Genomic DNA, 17,588 nt, shown 5'->3' on the forward strand with positions numbered 1-17,588 from the left:
GGCTGACGCCTTTCGAGGCTTATGAGCGGCGGCTGCCCATGCTAGGGTGGCCGCCGTTCTCATATCTGCGGGGGGTACGCATGAGCATATGGAATGGCCTGTCGGTCGCAAATGATGCCGCGCAAGCTTAGGGCGCCGTCGTGACGACAGATAACAATCATCGCTTGTTCAGCGATGCCGCCGCCATCCACGCAATTGGAGAAGGGCTGCTGGATTGCACCTTGCCGCGCGAGCGGTGGACGCATGAGGCGCACCTCGCTGCCTGTCTCTGGCTGATGGTCGAGCGACCGGATATCGATCTGGACCGGGAGATCGCGCCGATCATCCGCCGTTACAATGCCAGCGTGGGCGTGCCGAACGATGATCGCCACGGCTATCATGAAACGATCACGCGCGCGTTCCTCGGGGGAGTGCGGCTTTATCGGGCCGAGCATATAGGCGGTGCCCTGCTGGATCAGGTCAATAGCCTGCTGACCTCAGCACAGAGCGCACGGGACTGGCCGCTCAATTTCTGGTCGCGCGAGCGTCTCTTCTCGGTCGAAGCGCGGCTGTCCTACACGCCGCCAGACCAGAATACGCCAGCATTGGCGGCGTTGCTTCCCTACCTGCCGCGGGAACCGGATCGCGCCTGAGCAGTAAAAGGGTCATGTTTCCCGACCATTGGACCCTGCCGCCATTGTTGGAATCGCTGATGCTGGGCGTTCTCGCCGTCCTGGCGGCTCTGGCTCTGCACTGGATCAGCGTGCGGGTGCTGCGCCGTCTACTGACCCATGCGCATTCGGAAGGTGGCCTCGCCTTGCTCCGCCGAGCGCAATGGCCGTCGCGCTGGCTGCTGGTCGCCTTCGCGCTGGCGTTCCTCCGTCCGTCGCTAACGTTGGGAGAGCGCGGTCACCTGATCTGGAGCCAGGCGGCGGCGATGATCGTGCCGGGATTGATCGGCTGGCTGGCGGTTGCCCTCATTCGGGGCACGCAGGATGTGGTCGAACAGCGAACGGATATCAGCGTAGCCGACAATCTCCGCGCCCGGCGAAAGCGCACGCGGACGGGCATTCTCGGCAGGATCGCCGTGGTACTGGTGATCTTCATCACCCTGTGCCTCATGCTGTTCAGCATCCCCTCGGTGCGGGCGGTGGGTGTGACGCTGATGGCCTCGGCCGGCCTTGCGGCCTTGGCGGTCGGCGCGGCTGCGCAGCCCTTGCTCAAAAACGTAATCGCGGGCATCCAGCTTGCCTTCACCGAGCCAATCCGCATCGATGACGTTGTCATCATCGAAGGCGAGTGGGGCAAGATCGAGGCGATCTACATGACCTATGTGGTCGTGGCGGTGTGGGACGAGCGACGGCTGGTCGTGCCCATCTCCCGCTTTCTCGAAGACAGTTTCCAGAACTGGACTCGCTCGACAAGTCAGTTGCTTGGCTCGGTTTTCTTCCACCTCGACCCAGCGGCCGATATCGATCAGTTGCGGGCCCGCTATGAAGCGATCGTGGCTGCATCGCCGCTCTGGGATGGGCGGGTGAAGGTGCTTCAGGTGACGGATGTGCGCCCGGACGCCATCGAGGTGCGCGGCCTCGCCAGCGCGCGCGATGCGGGCGAGGCCTTCGACCTTCGCTGTGAGATTCGCGAGAAGGTGCTGGCCTTCATCCGTGATGAGATGCCTCAGGCGCTGCCCCGCCATCGCGGCCTGCTGGCGCGGGATGTCACCGAACGCGTGAACGCGGGGTGATCGCTAGGCCGTGCGTGGCCCCAACAGGATGATCGCGGCGCCGCACAAACAGACTGCGCCGCCCAGCAGATCCCAGCGATCCGGCCTGGTGCCCTCTGCAAGCCAGAGCCAGAGGAGGGCGCTGGCGATGTAAACACCCCCATAAGCGGCGTAAGTCCGCCCCGCATAATCGGCTTCCACCAGCGTGAGAAGCCAGGCAAAAACCGCCAGCGAGGCGAGGCCGGGGAGCAGCCAGAGCGGTGATTTGTCGAGCCGCAGCCATGCCCAGAATGCGAAGCAACCGGCGATCTCTGCCAGCGCCGCGCCGATAAAGGCGAAAGCGGTCATTCCGGCTCCGGCATGTCCTTGCCGTCACGGGCCAAGTCGGGCGGGGCGAGGGGAACGGGCAGGGGTTCGACAATCAGCGCCGCGCCCTTGGTGCCCGTCACCCGCACATAGCTGCCGGCATCTGCATCCGGCCCAGTCGCCGTCCAGCTTCCGTCATCGACCTTCACCCGGCCGACGCCGTGATTGATCGGTTCGACCACCAGCAATTCGCGGCCAACAAGGCGCGCGGCCCGGTCATTGAGCATCGGATCTTGCGAGGCGACCGGGCGGGCGAGATACCAGAGCCGTCCGCCGCTCACCGAAATCGCGGTGAAGATGGCAAAGGCGAGCAGTTGGAACGCCGGATTGATCGGCAGGACCAGACTGAGTCCGGCCGTGAGGGCCGCAGCCACGCCCAGCCAGATGAGAAACACGCCGGGCACGATGATCTCCGCCCCGGCGAGGATCACCGCGAACACACCCCAGAGGATGGAAGGATGCATGCCGTCCAGCATCGGCGTCATGGCGTCCGCGTGTGAGGCACGCCGGTGCCGGACACGGGCCGTGCAGGCGGCGTTGCACCATGATCTCCCAGCGCTTCCTTGGCGAGCTGCCCGATCCCGCCCAGCGTCCCGATGAGCTGGGTGGCTTCCACCGGGAAGAGGATGGTCTTGGCGTTGCTGGAGGTCGCGAACTTCTCCACCGCCTCGACATATTTCTGCGCCACGAAATAGTTGATCGCCTGGGCATTGCCGCCCGCAATGGCCTCGCTCACGACCTGCGTCGCCCGCGCCTCGGCCTCCGCCTCGCGCTCGCGCGCCTCGGCGTCGCGGAACGCAGCCTCACGCCGACCCTCGGCTTCGAGGATCTGCGCCTGCTTGGCGCCTTCGGCCCGCAGGATCTCGGCGCTCTTGAACCCTTCGGCATCGAGGATGTTGGCGCGCTTCTCACGCTCGGCCTTCATCTGCCGGGCCATCGCGTTCACGATGTCCTGCGGCGGGCGGATGTCCTTGATCTCGACGCGGGTGATCTTGACGCCCCAGGCATTGGTGGCGTGATCGACCACGCTCAACAGCCGGGCGTTGATTTCATCCCGCTTGGAGAGGGTCTCGTCCAGATCCATCGACCCCATCACCGTGCGCAGATTGGTGGTCGAGAGCTGGAGCAGTGCCGTATTGAGGTGGCTCACCTCATAAGCGGCCTTGGCGGCATCCAGCACCTGGAAGAACACCACCGCATCCACGGCCACCATGGCATTATCGCGGGTAATGATTTCCTGAGACGGAACATCAATCACCTGCTCCATCATGTTGATCTTGCGGCCGACCCGGTAGAAGAAGGCGGGATAGATGTTGAAACCGGGAGACGCGACTTCCGTGAACCGTCCGAACCGCTCAATGGTGTAGCGATGGCCCTGCCGGACGATCTTCACGCTGGCAAACAGATAGAAGATCACCAGAATGGCGATGAACATTGCGAACGTGACCAGATCCATGGTCGATAGCCTCCTGCGCTTGCGGTCGCTACTATGGCCCTTCAGAACAGTGCCGGAAAGCGGAATCGGTAGGATAAGAGGATTGAAAAGGCATGCAGAAGCGTCGTCCGGTCGAAAGAATTGATTTGCCGTTGCGCCTCGTACGGACGCTGCTGTTCGTACCGGCGTCGCGCCCGCGCGCGATTGAGAAAGCGCGCCAACTCGACTGCGACTTCATCATTCTGGACCTTGAGGATTCGGTGATCGCCGAAGACCGCGACGCGGCCCGGCAGCGCGCCGTGGAGGCTGTGCAGGCCGGGTTCGACGGGCGCCCCTGCGCCATCCGCATCAATGCCGAGGGGCGGCCCGAGCATGGGCTTGACATGGTCGCGGCGCGCAGTGCTGGCGTGCCCTATGTCATCGTGCCCAAGGTGATCGAGGCGCGGCAGGTTCACGACGTCAATCGCGTGACGCAACGGCCGGTCATCGCGATGATCGAGAGCCCGGCGGGGATCATCAACGCCCTGTCCATCGCGCGCGAGCCGGGCGTCTCGGCGCTGGTCGCCGGGACCAACGATCTGCGCCGTGGCCTCGCTGTGCCGCCTGATGCGCCGCGTAGCGCGATTTCCTATTCGCTGCAGTCGATCGTGCTGGCAGCGCGCGCCGCCGGTGTCGCCGCGTTCGATGGCGTCTATAATAACCTGGAAGATCCGGCCGGTCTGGCCGCCGAGTGCGACGAGGGGCGGCAGATGGGGTTCGATGGCAAGACCATCATTCACCCCAGCCATATCGATATCGCCAATGATGCCTTCTCCCCCAGCGGCCCGGCGGTAGAACAGGCCCGCGCATTGGTCGACGCCTTCACCGGTGGCGCCCAGCGCTATGATGGGCGCATGATCGAGGCGATGCACGTCGAGGAAGCCAAGGCCATCATCGACCGGGCCGAACACCTGCGCAGCTAGGCTTTGGATCGCGTCGTAACGGATCGCTAACCTGCTTTCTTTACGAATCGCGCCATGGATATTCCCGCCGCTTATGTCGCCCTGACGGAGGGGAGCCTGCACTTTCTCGCCCTTTCGCATGAGCGTGCACATCTGATCGGCGGCTTGCTGCTGTATGCTATGGTCGCTGCCTGGCCGCTCACGCGCCGCCATCCGGCGTTGCCATTTGCTGTGGTGGCGCTGGCCGAGTTCATGAACGAGAGCCTGCAGGCCATTTATTATCGGTCGCTGCGCCTTGATGATACGCTGGCCGATCTGGTCTGGACGCTGGCCCTGCCAGCCCTTCTGCTCGCGTTGACGCAGATGATCGCCAGCGGTCGTGCGGAGCGCGGGGTGGTCCGTCCTGCCCTCGGATAGATGCAAACCAGCCTTCGCGCCCTTCTCTTTGACGACCCCCTAGCCCTGCACGGGGGAAATGGTTACATGGGCCGCCACTGATTCCCCCAAGGGGTCTCTCCAGATCAGGTGGCGACATATATGGACATTCGGCTCGGCCTCACTTTCGACGACGTGCTTCTTCAGCCGGGCGAGTCCGATGTGCTGCCGAGTCAGGCCGATGTGTCCACGCGGGTCAGCCGCAACATTTCGCTGAATATTCCCATTCTCTCCTCGGCCATGGATACCGTGACTGAGGAAGACATGGCCATTGTGATGGCGCAGCTCGGCGGCATCGGCGTCTTGCACCGCAATCTCTCCATCGAGGAGCAGTGCGCGGCGGTGCGGGCGGTCAAGCGGTTCGAGAGCGGTATGGTCGTCAACCCGATCACCATCGGGCCGGATCAGCCTTTGTCCGAGGCGCAGGCGCTGATGGCGCGTCACAAGATCAGCGGCATTCCCGTGGTGGAGTCGACCGGCAAGCTGGTCGGCATCCTGACGAACCGCGACGTGCGCTTTGCCGAAAACCCGGCCCAGCCGGTGCGCGAGCTGATGACGCATGAGAATCTCGCGACCGTGCGCACCGGCGTTTCGCAGGACGAGGCCCGCCGCCTGCTGCATCAGCGCCGGATCGAGAAGCTGCTGGTGGTCGATGATGCCTTCCGCTGCGTGGGCCTCATCACCGTCAAGGACATCGAGAAGGCCGTCACCTATCCGCAGGCCACCAAGGACGCTTCCGGCCGCCTGCGCGTCGCCGCGGCAACGACGGTCGGCGACAAGGGTATCGAGCGCACCGAAGCGCTGATCGACGCCGAATGCGACCTGATCGTCGTCGATACCGCCCATGGCCACTCCAAGATGGTGGCCGAGAGCGTCGCGCGCATTCGCAAGCTCTCCAATGAGATCCAGCTGGTGGCCGGCAATGTCGCGACCGCCGAGGCCACGCGCGCGCTGATCGACGCCGGCGCTGACGGCGTGAAGGTCGGCATTGGTCCCGGTTCGATCTGCACCACGCGCGTGGTCGCCGGTGTCGGCGTTCCGCAGCTCACCGCGATCATGGATGCGGCGCAGGAAGCGCTCAAGAGCGGCATTCCGGTGATCGCCGATGGCGGCCTTCGCACCTCGGGCGACGTTGCCAAGGCGCTGGCGGCTGGCGGCGCTGCGGTGATGATCGGGTCGATGCTGGCCGGCACGCAGGAAGCACCGGGCGAGACGTTCCTCTATCAGGGCCGGGCCTATAAGAGCTATCGCGGCATGGGCTCCGTCGGCGCGATGGCGCGCGGCAGCGCGGATCGCTACTTCCAGCAGGACATCAAGGATCAGATGAAGCTGGTGCCGGAGGGGATCGAAGGCCAGGTGCCCTATAAGGGGCCGGCGCGCGATGTCATCCATCAGCTGGTGGGCGGTGTGAAGGCGGCAATGGGTTATACCGGCAGCAAGACCATCCGCGAACTGCAGGAGCGCGCCCGCTTCGTGCAGATCACCAATGCCGGTCTCTCCGAGAGCCATGTGCATGACGTGACGATCACGCGTGAAGCGCCGAATTATCCGACACGATAAAGATATCAGCCCTGCATTGGGGGCAGCGGTATGACTCCCGCCGCACGGGTCCAGGCCGCAATCGATCTGCTCGATCTCATCATCGCCAGTGCGCGCGATGATGGCGCCGCCGCCGATACGTTGATCGCCCGCTATTTTCGTGAGCGCCGCTATGCCGGGTCGAAGGATCGCCGCGCGGTGCGCGATGTCGTCTATCGCGCGGTGCGGGCTTATGGCGATCCGCCCTCCTCCGGCCGTGCGGCCATGGTCGGTCTGGCGCGCGCGGATGCGGCGCTGGCGGCGCTGTTCGATGGCTCGGCCCATGCGCCGACGCCCTTGGGCGAAGCGGAACGGGGGCCGGATGGCTCGCGTCTGCCGGGCTGGACCGCCGAGACTTTCGCGGAACTGGTCGATGAGGCCGAGCAGGAAACACTGCTCGATCGTGCGCCTCTCCACGTTCGGCGTAACCCGCTGAGGGCAAGCGATGCGGATATTTTGGCGCGTTGGCCTGACGCCCGGCCGATCGAGGCAACGACATATGGCTATGCGCTGCCGGCCGGGACGGACGTGCCCGATGATGGCATGGCCGAGGTGCAGGATGCCGGGAGTCAGCTGATCGCGCAGGCCTGTCACGCCACGCCCGGCCTGACCGTGCTCGATCTGTGCGCCGGGGCAGGGGGCAAGACGCTCGCCCTGGCGGCGGACATGGTCAAAGACGGCGCCCTTGCCGGGCGGCTGGTCGCGGCCGATGCGGTGCGTGACCGCCTCGCGCGGTTGACGCCGCGTGCCGAGCGCGCCGGCTATGGCGGACAGATCGAACCGCTGTTGCTCGATTCTGGTCGGGAGGAAGCGGCGCTCAAGCCGCTCGTCGGGCAGTGCGACCTCGTCTTGATCGATGCGCCCTGCAGTGGATCGGGCACCTGGCGACGCAACCCCGAGGCGCGCTGGCGGCTAACGCCGGCGCGGCTGGACCGCGTGGTTGCGCTTCAGGCGCGGCTGCTGCGGCTCGCGCTACCGCTGGTGAAGCCGGGCGGGCGCTTGGTCTATGCGGTCTGCTCGCTGATCGACCGGGAAGGGCGCGATCAAATTCAGCAAATCGTCAGGACCGATACCCTATGGCAGCTGGTACACTCTGCCGGGTCGGAACAGGCGCCGGGTCGTTCATGGGGCGAGGGCACATTACTCACGCCCGCACATGACGGAACCGACGGCTTTTTCTTCGCGGTGCTCGAAAAACCATGCTAGCGTCGTCGACCATGGCGTCTGTTGCGCAGGGCTCGATCTGGGAGACAATCATGCGGTTCACCCCCGCCTCCATTTTACTTGCGAGTGCGCTTGCCCTGTCGGCGAGCAGTGGATTTTCCCAGCAGAGCGCGACGCCCGCGCCCAGCCCGCGCGCAGCCGAGTGGATGGCAAAGGGCAAGGCCGCCGCAGAGGCCGGTGATCTCAGCAAGGCCCGCGATGCCTATGAAACCGCGCTTCTTCTGGCGCCCGACCAGCCCGGTATCTTCATGTCGCTGGCCAAGATCGCCCGCGCCCAGAAGCTCCCCGGCAAGGCGATCCGCTATTATGGTCGCGCGCTGGATCTGGAACCTGGCAATCAAGCGGCCCTGCAAGGCGAAGGGCTCGCAATGCTGGACAAGGGCGCGGTGGAAAGCGCCCGCGAGACGCTGGCCAAGCTGCGCCTGCTCTGCAAGACGCCATGTGCCAGTGCGGATCAGCTGGCCTCCGCGATCGCTACGACCAAGCCGCCGGTCACGACGGCCGAGGCGGTAACCAACGCGCCGAAGGTCGAGCAGCAGTAAATTCCGCAATATATAAAGCTGCTCAGCGCCCCATCAGGCGCGCGAGCATCACGAAATCGTCCACGCTGAGCGTCTCTGCGCGGCGGCTGGGGTCGATCCCGGCTTCCGCCAAAGCATCGAGCGCGCCCGGCAGCCCCTTGAGGCTCTGCCGCAGCATCTTGCGCCGCTGACCGAAGGCGGCGGCCGTCAACCGGCTGAGCGTTGCGACCTCGACGCCGCCGGGCGCGTCGGCCGGGACGATATGGACCACAGCGGACATGACCTTGGGCGGCGGCGTGAAGGCTGACCGATGGACTTTCATCGCGATGCGCGCACGGCTGCGCCACTGGGCCAGTACCGCGAGCCGGCCATAGGCATCGCTGCCTGGCTGCGCGACGATCCGCTCGGCCACCTCGGCCTGGAACATGAGCGAGGCGGAAAGCCACCAGGGCGGCCACACCCCGCTCTCCAGCCAGCCGACGAGCAGGGCGGTGCCGATATTATAGGGCAGATTCGCGACGATATGCGCCGGTCCGCCGCAGGCCTCCACGGGGTCGACCCGCAAAGCATCATCCTCGATAATGCGCAACTGGCCCGGAAAGGCCGCTGCGACTTCGGCCAGCGCCGGAATGCAGCGGGCATCGCGCTCTACGGCGGTGACCTGCGCACCGGCGCGGAGCAGGGCACGGGTCAGCCCGCCGGGGCCGGGGCCGACTTCGAACACGCGTGCGCCGGCCAGATCGCCGGGAATCGCGGCGATGCGATCCAGCAACTGCTCGTCCAGCAGGAAGTTCTGGCCCAGCGCCTTGCTGGCCCGCAGGCCATGCGTGGCAATGACCTCGCGCAGCGGTGGAAGCGGGGTCATGAGGGCTGGCAGGGATCGACCCAGGCGCGGCGATTGAGCTCGGCCTGTTGCGCCATGCGAATGGCAGCAATCATCGCGCCGGGATGCGCCTGATCCTTGCCGGCCAGATCGAACGCCGTGCCATGGTCGGGCGATGTGCGCACGATCGGCAGGCCCAGCGTGATGTTGACGCCCTCGTCAAAGTCCAGCGCCTTGATGGGGATCAGCGCCTGATCGTGATAGCAGCACAAGGCCGCGTCGTAGAGCGCACGGGCGCGGGGCGTGAACAAGGCATCCGGCGAATGCGGCCCGGAAATGTCGAGCCCGTCTTCGCGCAATTGCTCGAGCACCGGAGCAATCAGCGTCGTTTCTTCCGTGCCGAGCATCCCGTTTTCGCCGGCATGAGGATTAAGACCGGCCATGGCGAGGCGCGGGTTTTCGATGCCGAACAGACGCTTGAGACCGCGCGCGGTGGCCAGCGCGCGGGAGCGGATCAGCGCGGCGGTGAGCGCCTCGGGGACTTCCGTATAGGGAATGTGGATGGTGAGCGGCACGACCCGCAGCGACGGTCCGGCGAGCATCATCACCACATTACCGCGCGAAACACCGCAGCGCTCGGCCACGAACTCGGTCTGGCCGGGGTGCGTGAAGCCGACTTGGGACAGCTGGGATTTGGAGACAGGCGCGGTCACCAAGGCGCTGGCGCTTTCCGCCCGCACCAGCCCCGTGGCCGCTTCCAACGCCTGAAACGCGCAGCGCGCGCCATCGATCGAGGGCTGGCCGGGGATGATCTCACCGGCGTCGGCGACCTGCAGGCAGGGCAGCGCCTTGCCGAACACCGCATCGGCTTCGATCGGGTCGCCGATCATCGCCACCGGGCCTTGCCAGACCGTAGCGATGGCGGCGCTGTCACCGACCGCAAAGAAAGGCGGAAGAGTGTGCTCGTCCCGGGCTTCCCAGGCTTTCGCGGTAACCTCCGGGCCGATCCCTGCGGGATCGCCCAACGATATCGCGATCGGCCGCGGCAGCGCGGACGCGGAATACATCGTGCGGAAGACGTCAGTTATAGTCGATCACCGCATCGCGACGGAGGTCGCGCAGATATGTGCGTGCACGCTTGTTCACGCGGTCTTCCTCCATCTGCGCCATAATCGACTCCACCGAGGGTGCGCTCGCGTCTGGCGGATCGTCCCGGCCGCACAAAACGAGCGCGCGGACCCCTTCCGTTGCCGAGCCGAAGGGCGGCGTAGATTCGCCGACCTGCATCGAGAGCAGGATGGACTGGAGCTGCGGCGGCAGGTTGCGCGCCTGAATATCGTTTTCGATGACCGTCGCGCCGACGCCCTTGGCCATCGCCTCGACCGATCCACAGCCCTGAAGCTTCTTGAGCGCTTCCCCGAAAGCGTTGGCGCGGCGCTGGGCCTCGGCGGCCGAGGTGCCGGCGGGGAAGTCGATGGCGACCTGCTTGAGGCTCAGAACGGCGTCGCGCGCGTCGGCCATCAGCACCTGGCGCTTGTCGATCAGATAAACGAGCGAAAATCCGCCCGGAATGGCGATCGGGCCGGCGATCTGGCCGACCTGGAGCTGCTGCGCGGCTTCGGCCAGCGGCTCGGGCAGTTGCGCGGCGCGCACCCAGCCCAGATCACCGCCGACCGCAGCGGTCGATGCTTCCGAATATTGCCGCGCATAGGCCTGGAACGAGCCACCCTGGCGAATCTGCGCCATGATCTTCTGGGCGTTCTCGGCCACCTGCTGGCTGTTCGACGGGTTGGCGGAGAGATATATCTCGCCGATGTGGAACTCTTCCTTGCCCTTCGCGGCCTGGAGACGCTCATAGGTCGAGCGGACCTCGTCCTCGGAGACGTTCACGAAAGGCTGGACCTGACGCCGCAGCAGGCGGCTCCAAGCGACCTCGCCTTCGATCTGGCGCCGGATGCTGCGTGCGGACGAGCCCTGCGCGGCAAGATACTTTGCGAAATTGTCCGGCGTGTAGCGGAAGTTCGCGGCGACGCGCGCGAAGTTCTCGTCAAGCTCGGCGGCGGGGACGCGAATGTCCTTGGCCGCTGCCTCCTGAATCTGCAGCGTCTCGTCGATGAGGTTGCGCAGCACCTGCAGGCGCAGGCGGTCCTTTTCCTCGGCGCTGACATTGCCGCCATTGGCGAGAACTACCAGCGCGAGCCGCTGCTCCACATCCGTCTGCGTAATGACCTCGCCGTTCACCAGCGCCGTTGCGGTGCGGACATTGGGGTCGCGCTTGCCGAAGAGCACCACCGAGGCGGGAATATCGAGCGCGGACGCGGTCGCCCCGGCGGCGTCCTCAGCCTGGCCTTCCGGCGCTTGAGCAATGGCTGAGCACGCCAAAAGGCCCGTTGCGGCGCCTGCAAGAATCCGGGCGGTGAAACGGGAGGAAATCCTTTTCACGCTGTTCACGTCAGTCAAACTTGCTCTCCATTCAGAAGCAGGCGGCCTCAAGAGGCCGCGAACCTGCCCGGCGGATTAATGCGCGGCGGCTGAACCGGGCCTGAGCGACAGATGACGTCCGGCCTTCACACCCTTTGCGAAGCTGGAGTCTTTACAGGCCGAGATTCTTAAATACCAGCCGCAGTTGAAACGAATTGCCGCGACGGGCGTCGCCGACCGTCTGGTAATCGCGCCGCCAGGTGAAGCCGAGTTCCAGGCAGTCATCCTCATAGGCGATGCCGAGGCGGTGACGCACCGGCTCGAAGCCGGACAGGGTACTCGTCGGATCGTCCCGCTGACCGGTCAGATCGATGTTCGTCGAGCCGAAGACCGACCAGAAGCGCGCAAAGGCTACGCGCGCTGCGAGGCGGATTTCCTCGACATCGCGCAGATCCTCGACGCCGGACGTGATGTTCCGGTCCAGACGGAGATAGCCGACCTCGGCATAAGTGCGGCGCGTGCCGACCGTCGCCTCGATCTCGTTACGGCGGACGGCGAAGCCATCCTTGTCGAGCCGGAAGCGGTGGGTGAAGGACAGGAAATCCTTGTAGCGGATTTCCGACCGACCAACGATGTCCGACAGCCGATCGGACAGGCCGGTGCCATTGGGCAGCAGGGACGGGCGGTCATCGATGCGGTAGCTCTGGCCGACGGTGGTATCGAACGAGAAATTCGGCACGTCGAAGCGGTAGTCGAACCCGTAGGTGATGCGGGTCGAATCCTCGAAGCGGTCATAGCCGGGGAAGCGATTGAGCGCGAAGAGGTTGGAATCCTCCAGGTCAATCGCGCGGGCATCCTCGTTGGGTACATTCAGGTTGGCGAGGCGCGGCGCGGCAACCAGCTGGATGCGTGGTGTCAGGCGCTGGGTGCCGCCAAAAGCCTGCCCGATGAACGGCCAGCGCACATCCAGCGCCAAGGCGGCGATTCCTCGCGTCTGCCAGCCTTCCTCACCCCGATAGACCACCGTTGGCGAAAGATCGTTCTGCGCGCTGTTGTAGACATCGCCCCGCGCATAGGCGGTCAGCGAGACTTCCTGTCCCATGCCGGTCAGCCGGCTCTGCTTCCAGGTGAAGCCCACGAACGCGCGCTGGGTATCCTGCCCGTCTGTGCGGAGGATCGACAGGCTGTTGGCCTGCAGTTCCACCCGTCCGCCGAATAGCGGATCGGTGGTGCGCAGGCGGTAGTCGATGGCGGGAATGGCGATAGGAACCTGGCCGGCCCGGTCCCCCGAGCGCAATGACTGGAAGGCCCAGCCGGCAATCGAGAGATAGCTGCGCGTGCCGATCCGCTCCAGATTGAGCGTGGAGCGCAGACGGTCCTCGTGGCTCAGGTCATAGCGATTGAGAAAGGTGCGGTCGGATGCGTAACGCAGCGATCCGGTCAACGACCAGAGCGGATCGAACTGAAATTTGCCGCTCGCAGCGATGTAGCCGCGCAGACGCTCATCGCTAGTGACATCGGTTTCGCCCGTGACCGGCGTAACGGCGCTGACCGTGCCGTAGCCGGTGATCTGATAGGCGCCCTTGGGCAGGAGTGCGCGATAGCTGGCCCCGAGCATCGGCAGCACCGCGCTGTAGACATAGGGCGTGAGCGTCAGATCGCGATTTGGCGCAAGCCGCCAGTAATAAGGCTGCACATATTGCACCCCGTTGCGCCGATCATAGCCGATATCCGGCACCAGCAACCCGCTGCTGCCTTCATCGCCAATGCTGTGGCGCAGGCCCGGCAGGGGAAGCAGGGGCAGGCCGAACATGCTCACGCGCGCATTCTCATAGCGCACCCGCTGGCGAGCCTCGTCCAGAATGACGCGATCGGCCTGGATTTGCCAGGTCGGTTCCTTGGGGCAGCCCTTGACCGTCTCGACCTTGCAGGGCGTGAACGCCGCCTTGTCCAGCACGTAGATGTTGTCAGTGCGCTGGGCCTTCACCGCTGCCAGCCGATTCTCGCTGTTGGTGACGATCAGCAGATTTTCGATGACGCCGTCCCGCAGGCTTTCGGTGACGTCCATCTCGTCGGCATAAGCGCGGTCGCCACGCTCATTGACGAGCAGCACGTCGCCGCGCGCGATGACGGTGCCGGCCTTGCGATCCCACTCCACCTGATCGGCGGACAGATTGGCATCCTGCCGCGCAACGCGGACATTGCCGGATGCGCGCACGATATCGGCATTGCTGTCGTAATCGATCCGGTCGGCCTGGAAATTGATCTCGTTCTTGGAGACCGGCGCTGCCGGCATGGGGACGGCCTCGGCCTCTGCCTTCGCCGGGCGGTCTTGAAAATCGGGTTCAGCGCCAGCGGGAATATCCTGCGGCGCCACATTGTCGATGGTGAGCGGCGGTTCGCCCTGCGCCGGCGGCTCGGCCTGCGCCTGGGCGTAGGCCGGCGCGGCCATGACCATCGCCAGAATCAGAGCTGGCGCGCTGATGCACAGGCGCACGCGCATCATGGTCCGCTCGCGCGTGTCACGGCTCATCGTGGCAACCAATCGTCATTCTCCCAGCGCGGCTCGCGGTCTGCGCGCGCCGTGTGCAACGCTGCCCTATTGCACTGCAGCGCCCGCTCCGCAATTGCCTTCCCAAGCGTGAAATCGCGCTTAACGGTCCCTTTGCCGTGGCATACCCCCTGGCAAGGCGCTATTCCGCTTCCATATTCACACCAGGTCATCTGGCCACATAATTCCTTTCCAGGAGCTTGTATCCATGCACATCGCCATTTCCGCCAGTCGCCCTGCCGACATGGACTGCCTCGTTTTCCCGGTCGCAAAGGGTGCCGCCGTGTCGCCGGGCATCGAGGCGCAGGCTCTGGCGGCGCAGGCGGCGGCGGCATCGCGCTTTAGCGGCGAGGCAGGCGCCGTGGTGGAACTGTTCGTGGCCGAGGCGGGCAAGACTCTCCGCGTCCTGCTCGTCGGGACGGGCGAGGGCACGCCGGCCGATCTGGAGAAGGCAGGCGGCGCGGTGACGGCACGGCTGCAGACCTCCGGCGTCAAGCATGTCGCGATCGACGGCGCGGGGCTTACCGCCGACGCGCTCGCCCGGATCGCGCTGGGCGTGGAATTGCGGGCATGGCGCATCGACACCTATCGCACGAAGCTGGCGGAGAAGGCCAAGCCGACGCTCGAAACCGTAACGCTGGTTCATGAGTCCGGCGATCTGGCGGCCCTCGTGGAGGATGCCAAAGCCGTCGCACAAGGTGTTGCATTCACGCGCGAACTAGTCGCCGAGCCAGGCAATATCATCTATCCCGAGAGCTTCGTAGAGCGCTGTCGGCATCTGGTCGATCTCGGCATTGAAATCAGCGTGCTTGATGAGACGGATATGGCCAATCTCGGCATGGGTGCCTTGCTGGGTGTGGCACAGGGCTCGGTGCGCAAGCCGCGCATTCTTTCGATGCGCTGGGACGGCACCAATGGCGCGCAGGCCAAGCCGCTGGCGCTGGTCGGCAAGGGCGTCACCTTCGATACCGGCGGCATTTCGCTCAAGCCCGGTGCGGGCATGGAAGACATGAAGTGGGATATGGGCGGCGCCGGTGCCGTTGCCGGCGCGATGAAGGCGCTGGCCCTCCGCAAAGCGCCGACGCATGTCGTCGGCATTTGCGGGCTGGTCGAGAATATGCCGGACGGCGGCGCGCAGCGTCCCGGCGATATCGTCAAAACCATGTCCGGTCAGACCGTGGAAGTGCTGAACACGGACGCCGAGGGGCGTCTGGTGCTGTGCGATGCGATCTGGTGGACCCAGCAGACCTACAAGCCCGAGACGGTGATCGATCTTGCAACCCTTACCGGGGCGATGCTGATCTCGCTCGGCAGCGAGCATGGCGGCCTGTTCAGCAATGACGATGACCTTGCCGAACAGCTCCTCGCGGCCGGTCACGAGAGCGGTGACAAATTGTGGCGCTTCCCGCTGTCGCCCGCTTATGACAAGCTGATCGACAGCCCCATTGCCGACATGAAGAACATCGGGCCGCGTTATGCCGGCTCGATCACTGCGGCGCAGTTCATCAAGCGCTATGTGCAGGATGGCGTCAAATGGGCGCATCTGGACATTGCCGGCATGGTCTGGGCCGACAAGCCCGGCGCGACATGGGAGAAGGGCGCCACCGGCTATGGCGTGCGCCTGCTCGACCAGTTGATCCGCGATCATTATCAGGCCGGTTGAGGTCTTGCGCATATTTCGGCCCCGCCTTCGCAGCCGGGCCGGATCGCGCTAGAGCCGCAACATGCAGGTGGATTTCTATCAGCTCAGCCGGGATCCCGTCGAGGCGACGGTACCCGCCATCGCGCGCAGGGTGCTTGATGGCGGCGGGCGGCTGCTGGTCGTTTCCGCCGAGCGCGACCAGCTCGACCGTATCTCCGAGGGTCTGTGGAGTGCTGGGCCGGAGAGCTATCTGGCCAACGATCATGCGGATGCACCCATGCCGCAGCTCCAGCCGATCCTCCTCGCTCGGAGTTGCGATGCAGCCAATGGCGCGCGCCATGTCGCGCTGGCCGATGGCCTGTGGCGGGATGAAGCGCTGAGCTTCGATCGGGTCTTTTACTTTTTCGACGATGCGACGGTGGGCGGTGCGCGGCTGGCCTGGAAGGCGCTGAGTCGATCCGAGGGCATCACGCCGCGCTTCTGGAAGCAGGATGGCGGGCGGTGGCGCCAAGGGCCTTGAGGTACCGCCGGCGCGCCGGATTCGCTCACCGCATGTGACGCGGCTTCTTGCTGGTATCGGCGCGCGCTTCTGCATGACGACTCTTGAGGGACGTCGGTGCGCTGGCCTGAAGAAATTCACGGCCGCTCAGCCCGTCTCCGCCGCGTCGGTTGAGCGGCGGTTCGAGCGTTTCGATCAACAGCGCTTCCATGGTCCTGAGCATATTGGCTTCGCTCCAGCACGCGCTTTGCGCGACAGGCAGATGCTGACTGGCGTCTCGCAGGCCGAACCAGGAGAAGCGATTCCACCGACCGGCAAGCCGGTCGGTCGTATGCGTCTTGAGTCGCGCATAGAGATCATTGCTGGCACGCCCGACATAGACGGTCCGCGCGCCATCCTGCAGGAGGTAGAGGCCCACCTGACGGGCAAAGTTGAACAATGGCGCCCCCTTGGTGCGCCGGCCGAGGAGGAGGGGCGGTCCGGACCAGGGCACCAGTTCGCGTTTCCAGAACATGCCAAAGGCATTCAGGCTCTCGCCCGGTCCGAGGTCCGGCCAGCAAATGGCAGGATATTGGGAAGCCCGGTTGCAGGTTGAGCTTTTACGCGCAGCGGCTCGAGCCAGTGCCGGCTCCGCCGCCTCTGCTGGTAAGGTCAGGCAGGGCGTCGTCACCGTCGCCGCGTCCGGAAAGCGGCGCAGCTGCCCCGGCGCAATGCTGTGAAAGCGCAGCGACCCGTCATCATGCCTGTCGATCCGATAAATGGATTCCTTCGGCTCCGCGCCCTGCATGTTCCCATTCCCCCTTTGCGCACCCAACCATGGCAAACCGTAACAATGTGAACTCAAAGCGCTTAATTGATCGTAACCCGTGGACGCCTGCTGCTCTTGATCGGCCGTCGCTTCGCGGGTAGAGCGCGCGCGACCTCAACTCTTTCGTTTTCTTTACCGGAGCATTTCTCATGGCGGCGACCCGCACCTTCTCGATCATCAAGCCCGACGCGACCCGTCGCAACCTGACCGGTGCTGTCACCAAGATGCTGGAGGAAGCCGGCCTGCGCGTCGTGGCATCCAAGCGCATCCACATGAGCCGCGAGCAGGCCGAGGGCTTCTACGCGGTCCACAAGGAGCGTCCCTTCTTCGGTGAGCTGGTCGAGTTCATGATTTCGGGCCCGGTCGTCGTGCAGGTTCTGGAAGGCGAAGACGCCGTGAAGCGCAATCGCGACATCATGGGCGCCACCAACCCCGCCAATGCCGAGCCCGGCACCATCCGCAAGGAACTGGCCGAGTCGATCGAAGCCAACAGCGTTCACGGGTCGGACAGCGAAGAGAATGCCGCGATCGAGATCGCCTACTTCTTCAAGCCGGAAGAAATCGTCGGCTAATCGGACGGCCGTCTAACCGTCGGCCTTCTAAAAAAGGGCGCCAGACCATCGGGTCCGGCGCCCTTTTATT

18 protein-coding genes are annotated in these 17,588 nt (G+C 65.1%); 10 read left to right on the forward strand and 8 right to left on the reverse strand.

Annotated features, from left to right (window positions below):
- Positions 1 to 140: 140 nt before the first annotated feature.
- The gene (locus tag M2339_RS04805; protein WP_264587315.1) at positions 141 to 632 is read left to right on the forward strand and encodes a hypothetical protein; all 492 of its coding nucleotides are present in this window, start codon (positions 141 to 143) and stop codon (positions 630 to 632) included.
- A gap of 59 nt (positions 633 to 691) precedes the next feature.
- Positions 692 to 1,723 (forward strand): mechanosensitive ion channel family protein, encoded by a 1,032-nt coding sequence (locus M2339_RS04810; RefSeq protein WP_264606173.1) that lies wholly within the window; start codon positions 692 to 694, stop codon positions 1,721 to 1,723.
- A 3-nt stretch (positions 1,724 to 1,726) separates the two neighbouring features.
- On the opposite strand, the gene M2339_RS04815 is transcribed toward M2339_RS04810, so the two are convergent.
- From M2339_RS04815 to M2339_RS04825, 3 genes are read right to left on the reverse strand one after another with little or no spacing between them, the layout of a single operon-like run.
- Positions 1,727 to 2,050 (reverse strand): YnfA family protein, encoded by a 324-nt coding sequence (locus M2339_RS04815; protein WP_264606174.1) that lies wholly within the window; start codon positions 2,048 to 2,050, stop codon positions 1,727 to 1,729.
- Positions 2,047 to 2,553 carry an NfeD family protein gene (locus tag M2339_RS04820; RefSeq protein WP_319801105.1) on the reverse strand — a complete coding sequence of 169 codons (507 nt, stop codon included), beginning with the start codon at positions 2,551 to 2,553 and terminating at the stop codon, positions 2,047 to 2,049. Before M2339_RS04820 ends, M2339_RS04815 begins: the two co-directional genes overlap by 4 nt.
- On the reverse strand, positions 2,550 to 3,524 hold the full coding sequence (locus M2339_RS04825; RefSeq protein WP_181559860.1) for an SPFH domain-containing protein: 975 nt from the start codon (positions 3,522 to 3,524) through the stop codon (positions 2,550 to 2,552). The genes M2339_RS04820 and M2339_RS04825 overlap by 4 nt, the downstream gene beginning before the upstream one ends.
- Positions 3,525 to 3,616: 92 nt before the next feature.
- Between M2339_RS04825 and M2339_RS04830 the strand changes: the two genes are divergently transcribed.
- From M2339_RS04830 to M2339_RS04850, 5 genes are all read left to right on the forward strand, one after another.
- Positions 3,617 to 4,465, forward strand: a complete 849-nt coding sequence (locus tag M2339_RS04830; protein WP_413714717.1) for an HpcH/HpaI aldolase/citrate lyase family protein — start codon at positions 3,617 to 3,619, stop codon at positions 4,463 to 4,465.
- 54 nt (positions 4,466 to 4,519) lie between these two features.
- The gene (locus tag M2339_RS04835; protein WP_264606175.1) at positions 4,520 to 4,861 is read left to right on the forward strand and encodes a hypothetical protein; all 342 of its coding nucleotides are present in this window, start codon (positions 4,520 to 4,522) and stop codon (positions 4,859 to 4,861) included.
- Between the two features lie 120 nt (positions 4,862 to 4,981).
- Complete coding sequence (guaB, locus tag M2339_RS04840; RefSeq protein ID WP_181559858.1) at positions 4,982 to 6,439, forward strand: IMP dehydrogenase; 1,458 nt, start codon at positions 4,982 to 4,984, stop codon at positions 6,437 to 6,439.
- Positions 6,440 to 6,469: 30 nt separating this feature from the next.
- On the forward strand, positions 6,470 to 7,663 hold the full coding sequence (locus M2339_RS04845) for an RsmB/NOP family class I SAM-dependent RNA methyltransferase (RefSeq protein ID WP_264606176.1): 1,194 nt from the start codon (positions 6,470 to 6,472) through the stop codon (positions 7,661 to 7,663).
- Between the two features lie 50 nt (positions 7,664 to 7,713).
- The gene (locus M2339_RS04850; RefSeq protein ID WP_264606177.1) at positions 7,714 to 8,223 is read left to right on the forward strand and encodes a tetratricopeptide repeat protein; all 510 of its coding nucleotides are present in this window, start codon (positions 7,714 to 7,716) and stop codon (positions 8,221 to 8,223) included.
- A 22-nt stretch (positions 8,224 to 8,245) separates the two neighbouring features.
- Here M2339_RS04850 and rsmA read toward each other — a convergent pair whose 3' ends face one another.
- From rsmA to M2339_RS04870, 4 genes are all read right to left on the reverse strand, one after another.
- Complete coding sequence (gene rsmA / locus M2339_RS04855) at positions 8,246 to 9,067, reverse strand: 16S rRNA (adenine(1518)-N(6)/adenine(1519)-N(6))-dimethyltransferase RsmA (protein WP_264587311.1); 822 nt, start codon at positions 9,065 to 9,067, stop codon at positions 8,246 to 8,248.
- Positions 9,064 to 10,092: a 4-hydroxythreonine-4-phosphate dehydrogenase PdxA gene (gene pdxA, locus M2339_RS04860; protein ID WP_264587310.1), complete on the reverse strand. Its 1,029-nt coding sequence runs from the start codon at positions 10,090 to 10,092 to the stop codon at positions 9,064 to 9,066. Before pdxA ends, rsmA begins: the two co-directional genes overlap by 4 nt.
- 13 nt (positions 10,093 to 10,105) lie before the next feature.
- Entirely contained in the window at positions 10,106 to 11,476 is a 1,371-nt protein-coding gene (locus M2339_RS04865; protein ID WP_413714889.1) for a peptidylprolyl isomerase, read from the reverse strand.
- A gap of 142 nt (positions 11,477 to 11,618) precedes the next feature.
- Positions 11,619 to 13,979 (reverse strand): LPS-assembly protein LptD, encoded by a 2,361-nt coding sequence (locus M2339_RS04870; protein WP_264587309.1) that lies wholly within the window; start codon positions 13,977 to 13,979, stop codon positions 11,619 to 11,621.
- A 226-nt stretch (positions 13,980 to 14,205) separates the two neighbouring features.
- Here M2339_RS04870 and M2339_RS04875 point away from each other — a divergent pair, with 226 nt between their 5' ends.
- Both M2339_RS04875 and M2339_RS04880 read left to right on the forward strand, forming a co-directional pair.
- On the forward strand, positions 14,206 to 15,660 hold the full coding sequence (locus M2339_RS04875) for a leucyl aminopeptidase (RefSeq protein WP_264587308.1): 1,455 nt from the start codon (positions 14,206 to 14,208) through the stop codon (positions 15,658 to 15,660).
- 61 nt (positions 15,661 to 15,721) lie between these two features.
- Positions 15,722 to 16,159 (forward strand): DNA polymerase III subunit chi, encoded by a 438-nt coding sequence (locus M2339_RS04880; protein ID WP_264587307.1) that lies wholly within the window; start codon positions 15,722 to 15,724, stop codon positions 16,157 to 16,159.
- A 25-nt stretch (positions 16,160 to 16,184) separates the two neighbouring features.
- Here the strand turns inward: M2339_RS04880 and M2339_RS04885 are convergent, their stop codons facing one another.
- On the reverse strand, positions 16,185 to 16,925 hold the full coding sequence (locus M2339_RS04885; protein ID WP_264587306.1) for a hypothetical protein: 741 nt from the start codon (positions 16,923 to 16,925) through the stop codon (positions 16,185 to 16,187).
- 170 nt (positions 16,926 to 17,095) lie between these two features.
- Here M2339_RS04885 and ndk point away from each other — a divergent pair, with 170 nt between their 5' ends.
- Positions 17,096 to 17,518 carry a nucleoside-diphosphate kinase gene (gene ndk / locus M2339_RS04890; RefSeq protein ID WP_181559849.1) on the forward strand — a complete coding sequence of 141 codons (423 nt, stop codon included), beginning with the start codon at positions 17,096 to 17,098 and terminating at the stop codon, positions 17,516 to 17,518.
- The last annotated feature ends 70 nt before the right edge of the window (positions 17,519 to 17,588 follow it).

It is taken from the genome of Sphingobium sp. B2D3C, assembly GCF_025961835.1.
GTDB lineage: Bacteria > Pseudomonadota > Alphaproteobacteria > Sphingomonadales > Sphingomonadaceae > Sphingobium.

What these genes read in the sequence shown, in the direction of transcription:
- M2339_RS04810 (WP_264606173.1), top strand. Translation starts at nt 692, where the DNA reads ATGCTGGGCGTTCTCGCCGTCCTGGCGGCTCTGGCTCTGCACTGGATC.
- M2339_RS04815 (WP_264606174.1), bottom strand. Translation starts at nt 2,050, where the DNA reads ATGACCGCTTTCGCCTTTATCGGCGCGGCGCTGGCAGAGATCGCCGGT.
- M2339_RS04820 (WP_319801105.1), bottom strand. Translation starts at nt 2,553, where the DNA reads ATGACGCCGATGCTGGACGGCATGCATCCTTCCATCCTCTGGGGTGTG.
- M2339_RS04825 (WP_181559860.1), bottom strand. Translation starts at nt 3,524, where the DNA reads ATGGATCTGGTCACGTTCGCAATGTTCATCGCCATTCTGGTGATCTTC.
- M2339_RS04830 (WP_413714717.1), top strand. Translation starts at nt 3,617, where the DNA reads ATGCAGAAGCGTCGTCCGGTCGAAAGAATTGATTTGCCGTTGCGCCTC.
- M2339_RS04835 (WP_264606175.1), top strand. Translation starts at nt 4,520, where the DNA reads ATGGATATTCCCGCCGCTTATGTCGCCCTGACGGAGGGGAGCCTGCAC.
- guaB (WP_181559858.1), top strand. Translation starts at nt 4,982, where the DNA reads ATGGACATTCGGCTCGGCCTCACTTTCGACGACGTGCTTCTTCAGCCG.
- M2339_RS04845 (WP_264606176.1), top strand. Translation starts at nt 6,470, where the DNA reads ATGACTCCCGCCGCACGGGTCCAGGCCGCAATCGATCTGCTCGATCTC.
- M2339_RS04850 (WP_264606177.1), top strand. Translation starts at nt 7,714, where the DNA reads ATGCGGTTCACCCCCGCCTCCATTTTACTTGCGAGTGCGCTTGCCCTG.
- rsmA (WP_264587311.1), bottom strand. Translation starts at nt 9,067, where the DNA reads ATGACCCCGCTTCCACCGCTGCGCGAGGTCATTGCCACGCATGGCCTG.
- pdxA (WP_264587310.1), bottom strand. Translation starts at nt 10,092, where the DNA reads ATGTATTCCGCGTCCGCGCTGCCGCGGCCGATCGCGATATCGTTGGGC.
- M2339_RS04870 (WP_264587309.1), bottom strand. Translation starts at nt 13,979, where the DNA reads ATGAGCCGTGACACGCGCGAGCGGACCATGATGCGCGTGCGCCTGTGC.
- M2339_RS04875 (WP_264587308.1), top strand. Translation starts at nt 14,206, where the DNA reads ATGCACATCGCCATTTCCGCCAGTCGCCCTGCCGACATGGACTGCCTC.
- M2339_RS04880 (WP_264587307.1), top strand. Translation starts at nt 15,722, where the DNA reads ATGCAGGTGGATTTCTATCAGCTCAGCCGGGATCCCGTCGAGGCGACG.
- M2339_RS04885 (WP_264587306.1), bottom strand. Translation starts at nt 16,925, where the DNA reads ATGCAGGGCGCGGAGCCGAAGGAATCCATTTATCGGATCGACAGGCAT.
- ndk (WP_181559849.1), top strand. Translation starts at nt 17,096, where the DNA reads ATGGCGGCGACCCGCACCTTCTCGATCATCAAGCCCGACGCGACCCGT.